The 14,667-nt window shown below is 70.3% G+C and carries 8 protein-coding genes; 2 read left to right on the top strand and 6 right to left on the bottom strand.

What is annotated here, in order from left to right:
* Positions 1-27: 27 nt before the first annotated feature.
* The 3 genes from IE98_RS0128870 to IE98_RS51235 all read right to left on the bottom strand — a co-directional run bounded on the left by IE98_RS0128870 (position 28) and on the right by IE98_RS51235 (position 3,840).
* Positions 28-822, bottom strand: a complete 795-nt coding sequence (locus IE98_RS0128870; RefSeq protein WP_030273945.1) for an SGNH/GDSL hydrolase family protein — start codon at positions 820-822, stop codon at positions 28-30.
* Positions 823-1,026: 204 nt separating this feature from the next.
* Positions 1,027-2,379, bottom strand: coding sequence for an acyltransferase family protein (locus tag IE98_RS0128865; RefSeq protein ID WP_234443713.1), 1,353 nt, complete (start codon positions 2,377-2,379; stop codon positions 1,027-1,029).
* A 417-nt stretch (positions 2,380-2,796) separates the two neighbouring features.
* Positions 2,797-3,840 carry a WGR domain-containing protein gene (locus IE98_RS51235; protein WP_324605809.1) on the bottom strand — a complete coding sequence of 348 codons (1,044 nt, stop codon included), beginning with the start codon at positions 3,838-3,840 and terminating at the stop codon, positions 2,797-2,799.
* Between the two features lie 1,138 nt (positions 3,841-4,978).
* Between IE98_RS51235 and IE98_RS0128855 the strand changes: the two genes are divergently transcribed.
* Positions 4,979-10,237 (top strand): DUF6531 domain-containing protein, encoded by a 5,259-nt coding sequence (locus tag IE98_RS0128855; protein ID WP_159401105.1) that lies wholly within the window; start codon positions 4,979-4,981, stop codon positions 10,235-10,237.
* A 14-nt stretch (positions 10,238-10,251) separates the two neighbouring features.
* Positions 10,252-10,551 carry a hypothetical protein gene (locus IE98_RS0128850; protein ID WP_030273937.1) on the top strand — a complete coding sequence of 100 codons (300 nt, stop codon included), beginning with the start codon at positions 10,252-10,254 and terminating at the stop codon, positions 10,549-10,551.
* Positions 10,552-10,918: 367 nt separating this feature from the next.
* Here IE98_RS0128850 and IE98_RS0128845 read toward each other — a convergent pair whose 3' ends face one another.
* The 3 genes from IE98_RS0128845 to IE98_RS0128835 form a co-directional block, all read right to left on the bottom strand.
* Positions 10,919-12,058 carry an alpha/beta fold hydrolase gene (locus tag IE98_RS0128845; protein WP_030273936.1) on the bottom strand — a complete coding sequence of 380 codons (1,140 nt, stop codon included), beginning with the start codon at positions 12,056-12,058 and terminating at the stop codon, positions 10,919-10,921.
* A 578-nt stretch (positions 12,059-12,636) separates the two neighbouring features.
* Positions 12,637-13,710: a restriction endonuclease gene (locus tag IE98_RS0128840; protein WP_052391093.1), complete on the bottom strand. Its 1,074-nt coding sequence runs from the start codon at positions 13,708-13,710 to the stop codon at positions 12,637-12,639.
* A gap of 234 nt (positions 13,711-13,944) precedes the next feature.
* Positions 13,945-14,664: a helix-turn-helix transcriptional regulator gene (locus IE98_RS0128835; protein WP_030273932.1), complete on the bottom strand. Its 720-nt coding sequence runs from the start codon at positions 14,662-14,664 to the stop codon at positions 13,945-13,947.
* Between the last annotated feature and the right edge of the window lie 3 nt (positions 14,665-14,667).

Raw genomic sequence — 14,667 nt, 5'->3', positions numbered from 1 at the left:
CTGTGCGGGCGGGGCACGGGCGGTGCGTCAGGCCCTGGCGCTGAACGTGGGCAGGTAGCCGTTGGCGTGGCCGGTCGCGTTCGGGTGGTAGCTCTCGTGGACGACGATGCGGGTGCTGTTGAGCCACCAGTCGGACGAACAGATCTCGTGGTTGGTGAAGACCTGGCGTACGTCGCCGAAGGCGAACCCGGCCGCGCCGGCTCTGCCCGAGATGACGGAGTCGATGGTGTCGGCGGCGCCGTTGATCGCGTTGCGGCTGGTGTCGCTGATGCCGAAGGTGCAGCTTCCGCCGATCTTGTAGAGGTGCGGGTAGCCGAGGACGACGACGCGGGCCGAGGGCGCGCGATTGCGGATGCCCGCGTAGACCTGGTCGAGCAGGGCCGGGAGCTTGCTGGTGGCGAAGCTCTTGGCGTTGTTGACGGCGGTCAGGCAGGCATCGGTGCCGCTGAGCACGCAGGTCTGCATGGCACTGGCGAAACCGGCGTCGTTGCCGCCGACGCTGATGCTGACCAGCGTGGTGCCACTGTTGACGGCGGACAGCTGCTTGTCGATCACATCGGCGGTGGTGGCACCGGAGCAGGCGACGAAGGCGAACGAGGAGGGGGAGTGGGCGGAGGCCCAGAGCGCCGGGTAGGCGTGCAGGCTCCGGTTGCACGATCCCGCGGAGCCGATGTAGTCGCCGGTCCCCTCGCCGGAGGAGTAGGAGTCGCCGAGGGCGACGTAGTTCCCCCCTGCTGCCGCGGCCGGCGGTGCGGCCAGGAAGAGGCTCGACAGGAGCATGAGGGCGGTGCCGGACAAGGACAGGGCGAAGCGCGGCCGCATGGGACCTCCACCGGTCTACCCGCGTCACCTTGACGCGGCGGTAACTTTTTAGCGGCGCCGCGCCCGGGCTGAAAGATTCGTCACAGGGGCAATTCGGTGAAGCGGATTCACCTGCTCCTCACCGCACGACAGTTGTCAGAACCGTCCGGCCTGCCGTATTCGCGGGCGCGGTGTTGGAGGCGTACTCGGCAATCTGATGAATCATCAGATGAGAGGTGGGGGATCGGGCGTCCGAGAATGCCCACCGGTCAAGAGGAGATCTCGATACCCGGGTGGGGGGAAGTCGCCGTGCGGCCCGGCGGAAGCAGCACCAGGGCCGTTCCCGCGGCGAAGCCCGCCACCGTCCAGGCTGCCGGAGTGCCCGCCCGCGGCCAGCCCCTCGCCGGCCCGGACCGTCAGGGTCCCGATCGCGCACACCAGGCCGGCCAGTCCGGCCAGGACGGCGAGCGGCCCGCGCACCTCCGCCTGCGGGCGCACCGCGCGGCCCACCCGCAGCAGGCCGCGTTCCACCGGCCGCAGCGCCAGGAGGAGGCCGAGCAGGAAGAGCGTCAGCACGGCGATCCACACCGGTCGCCACGCCCACCAGACGCCGGAACCGACCGGCGGCTCCGGCGCGACGTCCGTCAGGTAGAAGGCGGCCGCGGCCGCCAGCACCGGCACCATGTGCCACAGGTACAGCGTCATCGACACCCGGCCGAGCGGACGGACCAGCCGCCACAGCCACTCCGCCCGCAGCGCCCGTTCCATCGCGGGCGCGGCGAGCAGGCACAGCGCGCACTGCGCGAGCACCCAGGCGAGCATCGCCACCGACGGCGGGTCGGTGTTGCCGACCTCCTCGGTGCTCACCCGGATCAGGGCGACCGGGAACGGCCCGTACGCCACCAGCCCCGCGAACGCCGCCGCCCCGCACCCGGCCACCGTCCACAACAGCGGTCGCCGCCCCGGCAACCGGCCGTCCTCCCAACCGAATCCCAGCTGGTAGGCCACCGCCCACACCAGCACGTGGTTCGCCGCACCGACCGGACTCCCGTGCCCCGCCAGGTCGACCACGTCCACGACCACGGCGAGCGCGGCCAGCGCGGCCGTCGACGCGAGCCCCCACCGCCGTGACGCCGCGTACAGCCACGGCGTCAGCGCACTGACGACCAGGTAGACCGGCAGGAACCAGAACTGCATCGCCAGCGCCCAGCCGACCGTCCCCAGTAGTCCGGGATCCGCCCCGGCCGCCCGCGCGGCCGCCAGACACGCCACCGCGATCCCCACGTACGCGGTCGTCGGCAGCAGCAGCCGCACCGCCCGCCCGCGCACCCACCCGGCCGCCCCGCCACCGCCCTCCCGGTGCCGCCGCCAGGACCCGGCGGCCGCGTGACCGCCCGCGAGGAAGAACACCGGCATGATCTGGAAGACCAGCGTCAGCCACTGCGCCCACTCGACGGTGGCGAGCAGCTCGGGCGCCGAGATCGTGCCGTCCGGATGCCGCACCAGCGCGGTGATCACCCAGTGCCCGAGCACCACCACCACGATCGCCGCTCCCCGCAGGAAATCGACGTACCTCACCCGGTCCACGCCGCCCACCGCCCCCGTCCCGAACCGACCGGTCCGCTGTGGTCGTACCGCAACGGCCCGGTCCAGCACCCGCACGGTTGCGATTCGATCACCCCTCCCGGGCGGCGAAATCCACCGGGGCACCGCCGCCGCGGCCGCGGCCGTACTGACCGTCATGTGCTCCCGCGGCGGCACCCCGGATCGGCACCATGGGTGCCTGCCGTGCTGCGCCTACGTCATCGGCCGCTCATCTTTCGGCGTTGCCCGGCGCGACGTCCCCACCGAGGCCGTGGACTGATCCTGCATCACTGCCCGGCGCCGGCTGCGGGACCGGACCGGCGCGGGTGCCGGCCGCCGCTGCCCTCCGCCCTGCCGGCCGAACCGCGCCGGGCGAACTCGCCGGAGCCGAAGGACCGCGCTCGTCGGTGTTCACCCGGCCGTCACCTCCTCCAGGTCGGCGAGCAGCCCGGACGCGGCCACCGCGTCCAAGGCCCCGAAGCGCAGCGGGTACCGGCGACCATGGCCGCCTCCAGCCCGTCGGACCTGGTCGGAGCCGATGGTGCGCACGTCCTTCTTCAGGGCCGTGAAACGCTTCCGCTCGGCAGGGGCGAGCTCGGGGTCGTCCTGGACGCCGGGAGCGGGAAGGTCCCTGCGGCGCTGGCCCTCGGAGTCCAGGACGAAGGGGCGCAGCTGCTCGTCGAAGCCCACGGTGAAGTGGCGCGGGCCGTAGCGGACCACCGTCGTGCCGTCCGCGTCGAGGCCGAGGTCCGGGACGAGGCGGTCGGACAGTTGCTCGCCCGTGAGACCCAGGCCCTTCGCCACCTCGGCGCGAGCGGCGAACACGAGCCCGTGCTCCGCCACCCACGCGTCGACGACGAGCGACTCCTCCCACCCGACCGCCTCCCACCCGTCCGGCAGCATGCTCGCCACCGCGGCTGCGCCGAGCGGGCCGGGCTCTCCGGCCAGATAGGCACGGGCAGCGAGTGCCAGCGAGGAGCCACTGTCCGGGGAGGCCAACACCTCCTCGATCCAGGCGCGCCTGCCCGCGATCCGCTCCTCGCACCTGCCCGCCGCGTCCGGCCGGACCTCCGCCACCGCCCGCACCGCACCCCCGCGGTGCGGCAGGACCAGCGCCCGCCATGCCTCGGGCAGGAAGAAGGCGTCCTCCTCCGGCAGCCCGACCGGCCCGGCCGACGCCTCCTCCTGCTGTGCGGCGTCCCCGGCCGCGATCTCGACGTAGCCCTCGCGCTCCTTCTCCGCCACCATGCCCACGACGTCGGCTCGTGCTGCGTCGGCGAAAGCCGGCTCCTTCACCGGGACGAGACCCTCGGAACCGATCCGGCCACGGCGCAGTCGTGCTGACGCACCCTCGACCGAGACCTCCCAGAACGTCGCAGAACCGCCACCGACGAGCTCCCAGGGCCGCACAGCCGTCTCCTCATGCCCGTGGTCGGTCACCGGCGCAGCTGCCATCCGGTGATCAGTGGCGAAACCCTGGCGACCACATCCGACACCGCACGGACCGGGACCGGCTCCCACCAGGCACGACGTATCGGAGCCGGCTCGGCAACCTCCTCCACAGGGGCAAGCGGGGTGACCGACGCGCCGGGTAGCCGTTTGCCTCCGGCTGCGCCATCGACGGCAGTCGGTGCTGTCGTCGCGTCACTTGCGGAAGTAGTGCTTCACCGATGGTCGCTGACCGAGGGGTGCTCGGCCTTCAATCCGGTGGTCACTCGCTCGATCGATCAGCTCCGCGCTTGCCGGGCAAGTCGCCCTTGCATGGCCCGCGTTCGCTCACCCGGCCACCAAACTACGGACAGGCGCGTCGACCGCCCAGAACCTCGCACAGTCACACGACCGAGCGAAACCGAAACGGACGTCAGCTCACGTACCAACCTGCCGGCTGACTGGGTCCGTTCCGTCGTTCTGTCACGGTTTGCAGACAGAGTAAGACATCGAAGGTTGGTTTTCGGACTCCTCGAGACGTTCAGGCCTCTCAAAATCCCTCCCTGGACGAACATCACTCGGGTCCACCCCTGGACGATCACAGAATATTTGGTTACGGATCGAGGTTGATGGCGGGATGAGGATTCATAGTCGCCGATTAGTGGTGTCTGTCCTGATGGCAGCACTCTTGGCAGGTGGAGGGACACCAGTCGCTTCGGCCCTGCCGGTACTGGCGTCGGCCGGCCCACAGGCAAGCGGCGGGAAGCCTCCGAGTGCGGCGCCTATGCCGAAGGTGTTGTCCATGGCACAGAAGCAGCGCCAAGCCGAGAAGTTGGGCGATTCGCCCAGGACCGGTCGGCGTAGCAGCCCCGCGGCCGCTCGGGTTGCCGGTCCCGGAACCCCGGGGTATCGGCAGATGACAGAGGCCGAGGTCCTGTCCCGCCGCAAGGCCACACCTCAGAAGGCGGCGGGCCAGCCATCACCCCCGGCAGTGGCGGCGACCACCGGGGCATGGGCCCCCGGCCACCCATACATCGCGAATCTGCGTTCCTATGCGGACACTCTGCAGAGCGGCAATACGGGACTCTCGTGGTGCGCCACTTGGGACTTCAACCCCGACACGCCATCCGGAATTCTCGGTGCCGGTCGCGGTGCCGTGTCGGTGGTGTTCTACCGCACCTCGGACAACGCGCAGATCGATGCCGCACAGTGGTCGGTGTACGAGGCGACCGGCTGGTGTTCACTTGCGGCGCAGATTCAGCGGGGTGTCGGGTACTACGCCGTGGTGACGTACGCCTACCGCGACGGGACCTCTGATCAGCTCGTGTCGCCGTCGGCTCCGCCGGTTCCTATCTATGGGGTTCCGGCGAACGTGTCGCTGGCGTGCCCGGGCTCGCCGTCGAGCACCGGCATCGTGCTGGAGCTGGTGAAGTACTGCGGCGACCCGGTGAACACCTCCACCGGGGCGTTCGGCGAGGTCTTCACCGACGCGCAGGTGCCCGGGCCCGGTCAGACGATCCAGCTGACCAGGAGCTATTCGTCCGCGCTGACCTCCACAGGTGTGTTCGGCAAGGGCTGGGCGTTCCCGTACTCGGCGTCGCTGATCGTCGGCCAGTCGGTGGTCACCTTCCGGTCGGAGGACGGCTCGCAGACCGACTACGCCGTGCAGACGGACGGCTCACTCGTCCCGACCCGGCCGTACGTCCACTCGAAACTGACGAAGACCGCCGGCGGGTACCAGCTGACGACACCCGACCAGCACCAGGTGCTCTTCGACGCCACCGGGCGGCTGACAGCGATGCGTGATCCCGCCGGGGTCGGGCTGACCCTCGGCTACACCGGCAGCCAGCTGACCTCCGTCACGGACGCCGGCGGACACATCGTCACCTTCGCCTACACCGGCTCGCTGCTCACCACCGCGACCCTCCCGGGCGCCCGAACGATCACCTACGTGTATACGGGAGATCGGCTGACGAGCGTGAAGGACCTGCGCGGGAAGACCACCACCTTCGGCTACGACGCCGGCAGCGGACTGCTGACCACCGTCACCGACCCGCTCGGCAAGGCGCGGATCACCAACGTCTACGACGGCAGCGGCCGAGTGACGAGCCAGACCGACGCCCTGGGTGCGAAGACCACGTTCACGTACGACGCCGCGAACCCCGGCACCACCTACGTGACCCACCCCGACGGCGGGATCTGGACCCAGAAGTACACCGATGGGGTCATCAGCTGGCAGTCCGACCCGTACGGGAAGACCACCACCTACGGCTACGACAGCTCCCTCAACCGGACCTCTCTGACCGACGCCAACGGCAAGAAGGCCACGTTCACCTACGACGCGGCCGGCAACGTCCTGACCAGCACCTCCCCCGCACCGGCGACCGCCGTGAACACCTGGACCTACGACGCGACCAACCACGTCACCTCGCACAAGGACGCCCGCGGCAACACCACCACCTACACCTACAACACCGGAAACCAGCTCACCTCAACCACCGATCCGGCAGGCGGGAAAACCACCTACACCTACGGCTCGCTCGGCCTGCTCGCCACGCTCACCAGCCCGCGCGGCGGCACCACGACCTACGGCTACGACGCCGCGGGCAACCGCACCTCGGTGACCACTCCGCTCGGCGAGAAGACCACCTTCGCCTATGACTCCGGAGGGCGGGTCACCGGGAAGACCGACCCGCGCGGAAACCTCAGCGACGCGACCCCCGCCGCCTACACCACGACCTACACCTACGAGCCCGGCGGCCAACTCGCCACGGCGAAGGACCCGCTCGGCAACACCACCATCTACACCTACGACGCCGACGGCCAACTCGCCACGGCGAAGGACCCGCTCGGCAACACCACCACGTACGGCTACGACGCGGCCGGCAACCGCACCAGCGTGAAGGACACCGCGGGCAACACCACCACCAGCACCTTCGACTGGACCGGCAGCCCGACCTCCGTCACCGACCCGCTCGGCAACAAGACCACCTCCACGTACGACAAGAACGGCCGGCCAGCCACGCTCGTCACCGCGCGCGGCAACGCGTCCGGGGCCACCGCGGCCACGTACACGACCACCTTCGGCTACGACGCCGCGGGCAACCGCACCTCGGTCACCGACCCCACCGGAGCGGTCACCGCCACCACCTACGACGAGATCAACCGGCCCGTCACCGTCACCGACCCGCTCGGCAACACCACCACCACGACCTACAGCCCCACCGGCCAGGTCCTCACCGTCACCGACCCGACCTCGGCCAAGACCACCTACACCTACGACGCCCTCGGCCGGCCGACAACCGTCACCAACCCGCTCGGCAAGATCACGAGCTACGGCTACGACACCGGCAGCAACCGGACCTCGGCGACCACCTCCCTGGGCAACAAGACCACCTGGTCCTTCGACACCGACGAACGCCTCACGAACGTCGTCGACCCGCGCGGCAACGTCTCCGGAGCCACCCCCGCCACCTACACCACCACCTTCGGCTACGACGCCGCAGGCAACCGCACCACCGTCAAGGACCCGCTCGGCAACACCACCACCACGGCCTACGACGCCCTCAACCGCCCGACCTCCGTCACCGACCCGCTGGGCCGCAAGACCAGCACCGGCTACGACGCCGCCGGGCGCGTGACCACCGTGACCGACCCGACCGGAGCGGTCACCACCAACGCGTGGAACACCGTCAACGACCGTACCTCCCGCACCGACGCCAACAACCACGTCACCACCTACACCTACGACGCGCTCCACCGGCCGACCTCCGTCACCGACCCGCTCGGCAACAAGGTCACCTACGGCTACGACCCCGAAGGGCACGCCACCACCTTCACCAACGCCCGCGGCCTCACCACGACCAACAGCTACGACCCGCGCGGCCTCCCCACTGGCACCACCTACTCCGACACCACCCCGGCGATCAGCCGCACCTACGACAACGCCGGCCGGACCAAGACCATCACCGACGCCACCGGCACCCGCACCCTCACCTACGACAACGCGAACCGGCTGCTGACCACCACCGCACCCGGTGGCGGCACCGGTTTCACCTACACCTACGACAACCGCGGCAGCATCCTCAGCCGCCAGTACCCCGACGGCGAAAAGCTCACCTACACCTACGACAACGACGGCCGCCAGGCCCAGCTCACCGCCGACGGCGCCAGCACCACCTACGGATACGATCCGGCAGGAAACCTCACCACCACGACCCTGCCCGGCACCAACGGCTACACCGAGACCCGCAGCTACGACGCCGCAGAACGCCTGGCTGGCATCGGCAGCACCAAGGGCACCACCACGCTGGCCTCCTGGCGGCTCACCCGCGACGCCGCCGGCCAGCCCACCAAGGTCGACATCAACCGCCTCGGCCTGGGCACCGGAGTCCAGAACTACACCTACGACCAGGCCGGCCGCCTGACCTCCGGCTGCCCCGTCTCCCCGACCACCGTCGGCTGCGCCGCCGGCGCGCTGACCTACACCTACGACAAGGTCGGCAACCGCCTCACCCAGACCGACGGCTACGAGACCACCACCTACACCTACGACTCGGCCGACCAGCTCACCAAGAGCACGATCGGCACGGCTGCCACCACCTACGCCTACGACCCGGACGGCAACACCACCAGCGTCACCGCCCCCAACCGCGACCAGAACATCGCCAGCGGCGCGACCCTCGCACCCGGCACGGTCATCTCCTCCGACAACGCCCGGCTGATCATGCAGGCCGACGGCAACCTCGTCCTCTACCAGAGCGACACCGGCCTCGCCGCCTGGTCCTCCGGCACCGCCGGCCACCCCGGCGCCCACGCCACCATGCAGACCGACGGCAACTTCGTCGTCGCCGACGCCGCAGGCACCACCCTGTGGAGCACCAACACCGCCGGACACCCCGGTACCTTCGGCGCCGTCCGCGACGCCGGCAACTTCTTCCTCTGGGACGCCGCCACCAGCACGGTCACCTTCGACTCCAAGGGCTGGCGCGCACCCCTCAGCGTCCGCACCACCACCTACACCTACGACGCCGCCGGACACCCGACCACCGTCGTCGGCAAGGACACCTCCGCCTTCACCTACGACGCCGACGGCAACCGCGTCACCACCAAGACCAACGGCGCGCTCTCACGCACCCTCACCTGGGACATCAACAACTCCCTGCCACAGATCGCCACCGAGACCAACGCCACCGGCGCGCTCATCGGCGACTACACCTACAACTCCCTCGGCCAGCCGCAGAGCCAGCACAACCCCGGCGGCACCTACTACCACCACCACGACTGGCTCGGCTCCATCACCGACGTCACCAACTCCACCGGCACCCAGCAGACCCGCACCACCTACGACCCCTACGGACGCTCAGGCACCGTCACCACCGCCACCGGCGCCCCCACCACACCCTTCGGCTACACAGGCCAGTACAACGACCCCACCACCCCCTGGAAGCAGAACCTCCGCGCCCGCACCTACGACACCGCCACCGGACGCTTCACCAGCCGCGACCCCATCCCGTCGCCGGCCACCGCCCCGTACGGCTCCGCCTACTCGTACGCGTCCGACGCGCCGACCATCTACACCGATCCCAGCGGTATGACCCCGCAGGACGCCGACCCCTCGCACATGGGCGTGGGCGAGGCCATCGGCAGCGGACTCGCAACCGGCGCCAAGCTGCCGTTCGAGTTCGTCGGCGACCTCTACAACGCCTTCACCGGCAACAACGGCGGAGCCGGTGCCTTCGCCGACAAGTACTTCCCCGTCCGCCCCGCCTACGCCTACTACGTCGCCGCCGCCAAACTCCGCGAGTTCGGCTGCAACAACGTCGCGGACCAGGTCGAGAAGCACGCCGACGAACTCGCCCAACAAGTCGCCGTCGCCACCCTGGGCGGACTCGACGCCTGGGCCCAACGCCGGTTTGCCCCGCGCGGCCCCAACGTCACTACCGCATTCGGCATGCCCGGACTCGGAAGCGAGCTCACCCAGGACATCGCCCAGCACGGCGCAGTCACCGGAATCCCCGAACTCAACCTCTGGGGCCTGAAGGTCCGAGACCGGGGACTCGTGTTTGAAGAGAAGATGGGCATGAGCAACCTGCCCGACGGCTTCGCCGCGTTCGATCACTTCGACGCTGAGACCCACACCGCCATCAGCCTCAAGTCTCTGGACACTGCCGCTCCGAGCTACCAGACCGCTGCCGCCGTGTTCAACCGGTTGAAGACGGGAATCGACAACGCTGCCAACTACACCGGGGACTACCGGCACCCGGGTGTGCTTCCTCCCGGTGACATCAAGAACCGAGTGGTCTACGTGGTCGTCAACGGAAAGGATCCGCTGACTTCAGCCCAGCTCGGTGGCATGAAGCGTGCGGAAGACTACGCACACAACAACGGTGTCGTGCTGCTCTTCGGCAGCTCGACAGGCTGACAAGGAGGCGAGACATGAGCTACGACTTCCACATCACCCGAGCACAGGACTGGACACAAAGCTTCGAAAATCCCATCAGTATCCCAGAGTGGGAGGACACAGCGGCCCAGTGCCCGCTGATCGAGGAAGGCGCCCCCTGGGAGTGGAAGGACATCGGGCTCCAGAAGACCTATTCGGTCCCCGGGGAGACGGCGGTCTTCTCGTGGCGACACGGAAAGATCGATATCAAGGGGTACTACAGCGACAAAACGGAGGAGGCTGCCGAGGTACTTGCCAAGGCCCTCGGCGCGCGTGTGCTCGGCGATGACGATTAGCACCTGACACTCCTTGGAGAGCCCCTGCCTTCATGCAGGGGCTCTCCGCGTATCCACCCTCTGTCTCCGCGGCAAGGAGATCGGATACTGCCTCTGCGCAGCCGACCACTGACCCCGATCACTCAGGTGGGCGCACCGGCCTGACGGGTCCGGCTGGTATGTCCAGGTCCTGAACTGTTCGCTCGGTCGATTTCGGAGCGCGCTGACGGAGTTGACGCTACTACCGTAGGCGCCACATGCTCAGCGCCGTCCCTGCGCATGGTTACCGCTACGGCACCCGAAGGCGCCAATTGCTCACGCGACCAGACAGGGCGAGTGCCCAGCCAGTGTGGAATCGTGCGGTCCCGCAGGATCCAGTACTCATGGGTTACGGGGCCGGGCTGATGGTGCCGTTCTCGTCCATCTCGAAGGCACCCTCGGTCTTGCCGTCGACCGCGTGGTGCTTGAGCCAGTGCTTCGACATGTTGTGCAGGTTCTTGTGCTGCATCTCCCAGGGCATCGAGTGCCCGGCGCACTTCACCGTGACGAGGATCTTGTGGGCGCCCGTGATGGCGTCGTAGAGCGCGGGGACGTGGAAGTCGAGTGCCGGCTTGGTGGGATTCGGCGGTGTCGTGTTGGCCGTCCGGTCGTGCTCACCGTGCACGATCATGACGGGAACGCTTCCGCCGAGGACGCTGCCCTGTGCGGCGGTCGTCTTGTTCCAGCCCCAGGACACGAAGTTCCGGTACCGGCTGGCGCCCAGCGGCTCGCCGTTCGGGCCGAGCGGGCCCCAGGTGCGCCCGATCGGGTCGTTGTCCATCAGGGCGTCCCAGACGACGTCGAGCATGCCGGGCTCGCTCTGGCCCGCGCACTTCAGCTCCGCCGCCCAGGCGTTCTTGAGACCCTCCTTGGTCATGACGTGGGTGGGGAAACCGGGCGCGGGCAGGGCCGGCGGGTTCGGGGGTCCGGCCGGCGGGAAGATCGGCGCGAGGAGGAAGAGGCTGTCCACCTTCGACGGGTTCTTGACCGTGTAGGGGCCCATGGCGAAGGCGGCGGCCGACCAGCCGATGAAGGCGACCTTCGCGACGCCGCGAAGGGTGCGGATGTACTCGACGACGGTGCTGAGCTCGTCCTGGTCGCTCTGGGAGTTGGTCAGGAGGTACGGGTAGCTCGCCGGGCGCGGCCCCATCAGCGGGGGAGTGACCGCCGCCTGCTGGGCGGGATTGACGTTGCAGGGGTCCTCCATCCGGGGACGCGGTGAACGTCCCGAGCCCTGCAGGTCCATCATGAAGACGTCGTAGCCCGCCTGGGCCACGGCCTCGGCCCACCCGTACGAGGTGTGCTGGAGGTCGTAGCCGGCGAGCACCGGGACGCTCCTGCCGTGCAGCATGAGGACGACCTTGCGGTTCGCCGCGGGGCCGGAGGGCGTGCCGTCGTGCTCGCGTACGAAGAGCTTGACCTTCTGGCCCGCGTTCGCCGGGACGGTCGAGACGTGGGGGACTGCGTGATCGGTCGTGGTGACGGCCATGGAAGGGCCCTTTCGTCGGTCGGACGGGGAGGTGGCCCGGGTGCGTGCGGCGAGGTGCAGACGCGCTGCGGCGCCGGATCGGCGACGCGTGCCCGAGGGCCGTGCAGCTCCTGGTGGAAGGCATCGACCAGGGGCCGGGACGGTGGACCGACAGGCTCCTCGGCGCGGTCGGGTGAGCACACCTCGGCGACCGGTCGTGTGCGGCCGGTTCGCCGGTCTCATCGTGCGGCCGGGCCTCCCGCGACGCTCGCCCGGCTGCGCCGCGCGAGGTGCGGCCGCCCCGGGACCCGGGGGAACCCCGCTCCGAGGGCCCCGAGCTGCGGGCGGATCGGTCCGTGCGGGTTCGCTGCTGGGCCCTATTCCGGACGTGCGACTCCGTGCCGCACGGATCGACGGTCGTTCCGGCAGGGGGAGCGGGGGACGGTGGCGGAGGCGCGCTCCCGTGGCCGGAGCGGCGCGAGAACGGACGCCCTCCCCGTGTCGTCCCGGGGAGGGCGTCCAGGTCGTGCCCACGGGAACGTCGGTGGGCGCGCAGTGCGAGCGGAGTGCCGCCGGGATCCGTTCGGCCGGGCGTGCGGTCAGGCGTCGTCGACCTCCAGGCCGTAGGCGATGACGGCCTGGTGCAGTCCGCCCGGGTAGCCGGCGAGGGCCGGAGTGAAGTCCCAGTCACCAGCGGCGTCCCGGTCGAAGCGGCCGAGACGCATGGCGGTGTTCGTGGGGGCGCCGTCGGCCAGGTGGACCACGGCCGGGTCCTCGTCGGCGCCCGGTTCGAGGATCAGCGCGGGACCGGCGAACCCGCCCATGGTCGCGGTGGGGTGGTTGTGGGTGTCCGCCGCGGCGACGACGACCAGCCGGTCGGCCTCGGCCGGCAGGGCGTCGAAGTCCACCATCAGGCAGGCGTTGGCGTCGCCGTAGCCGGTGAGGAGCCGCACCGAACCGTCCGGCGTCGAGCCGTTGTTGTAGAACACCAGGTGCTCGTCCGAGAGTGCCCGGTTCCCGCGGCAGACCAGGGCGGCGATGTCGTACTCCTCGTCCCCGACCCAGTGCAGCAGGAGCCGGGCGGGCTCGGACGGCACGTCCACCGGCGGCAGCTCCTCGCCGTCCGGTCCGCCGTCCGCGCCGAAGCGGGCCGCCGCGAAGACCTCGTGGAAGCCGTGGTGCTTGAGCAGGCCGACCAGCTCGGCGCCGTTGATCAGGGTGATCGGCTTGCCCGTGACGAACTGGTGCGAACTCGGCCCGAACCTGCTGGTCGTCACCAGGACGGCCTTCGTCGCCGCGGGATCGTGCTGCAGCGTGCCGTACAGGTCCCGCACCGCCGAGGGCGTCACGGTGTCCCGGTGGCGCTTGACCTGCACGATCACGTGCCCGCCGCGGAACGGGTCGGTGTCGATCCCGCGGACGTCCACGCCGCCGTCGCGGGAACGGGCGGTGAGCTCGACCTTCATGCCCATGGCTTCCATCAGCCGGGCTATCAGCTGTTCGAACTCGACCGGGTCCATCGCCAGCAGCAGCTGGAGCTCGCGGACGCGTTTGGCCATGCGGCCGCGGTTCGCGTTGGTGTCGTCGCGGAGATGGCGGAACAGCATGCGCTGGGCGCGGTGCTCGGCCGCATCGGGGTTGCTGAGACGGTGGAGCTTGCGGCTCCGGGACATAGCGGTGCCCCCTCGAAGAGCTGACTGGCTGGTGGCACCCGTCACGGTATGCGATCACCTGATGACCTGTCAGTCATGTTTCCCAAATGGATGTTTGGGCGAGACAACGGGACGTTCGCCGGTCCTCGGGCGGCCGGGGCCGAGGACTTCGGGCAGGGCCGGGCAGGGCTCCGCGTAACGGTCGATCGAGCCGGAGCGGTCCGCGCGGAGTCTTCGGTCTGCGGTGTCGCGGGTTCAGTGCGGCGGGGCGAGGGGGTCCAGGGCCGCGGGCCGGGTCGCGCCGGCGGCGGCGGAGCCGGTCAGGAGGTCGGCCAGGTCGTGGTGCGGTGCGGGTTCGGCGGTCGGGACGGCTGCGGTGATGCGGTCCAGCCGGAAGCCCCGGCCGGCGCGCCGGGTGCGGCACCAGGCGATCAGGTACCACTGGCCGCCGGCGGTGAGCAGGCCGGCCGGCTCCACCACGCGGTCGCTCACGCGTCCTCCCGCGTCGGCGTAGGACAGCTCCAGCACCGTGCCGCCGGAGACGGCCCGCTCCACGGCCGTGCGGACCGGCTCCGGAGCCCGGCCCGGCAGCGCGACGACCCGGGCGGCGAGGCCCCGGGCCGCCTCGGCGGCCGGGCCCGTCATGGTGGCGGCGATCTTCCGGGCCGCGGAGCGGGCCGCACCGGCGTACGGCGCCGAGGCGTCGGCCGCGGCGAGCGCGGCGACCAGCGCCGCGGCTTCGTCGGCGGTGAAGCCGATCGGGGGCAGCGTCGTCGCCGGGTCGATCGACCAGCCCCCGCCCCGACCGGTCACCGCCCGCACCGGGACACCGGCCGCCATCAGCGCCTGGAGGTCGCGCTGCACCGTGCGCCTGCCGACCTCGAACCGCGCGGCCAGCACGCCGACCGTCACCGGCCGCGGTGCAGCCGCCCGCAACTCCTCCACCAGGGCGTAGAGCCGGTCCGTGCGGTTCACGGG

The organism is Streptomyces sp. NRRL B-24484 (genome assembly GCF_000717715.1).
Classification (GTDB): domain Bacteria; phylum Actinomycetota; class Actinomycetes; order Streptomycetales; family Streptomycetaceae; genus Kitasatospora.
This window is presented reverse-complemented; position numbering and strand designations above follow the sequence as displayed.

Excerpts from the sequence above, each read along its gene's own strand:
- IE98_RS0128870 (WP_030273945.1), bottom strand. The coding sequence starts at position 822 with ATGCGGCCGCGCTTCGCCCTGTCCTTGTCCGGCACCGCCCTCATGCTC.
- IE98_RS51235 (WP_324605809.1), bottom strand. The coding sequence starts at position 3,840 with ATGGCAGCTGCGCCGGTGACCGACCACGGGCATGAGGAGACGGCTGTG.
- IE98_RS0128850 (WP_030273937.1), top strand. The coding sequence starts at position 10,252 with ATGAGCTACGACTTCCACATCACCCGAGCACAGGACTGGACACAAAGC.
- IE98_RS0128845 (WP_030273936.1), bottom strand. The coding sequence starts at position 12,058 with ATGGCCGTCACCACGACCGATCACGCAGTCCCCCACGTCTCGACCGTC.
- IE98_RS0128840 (WP_052391093.1), bottom strand. The coding sequence starts at position 13,710 with ATGTCCCGGAGCCGCAAGCTCCACCGTCTCAGCAACCCCGATGCGGCC.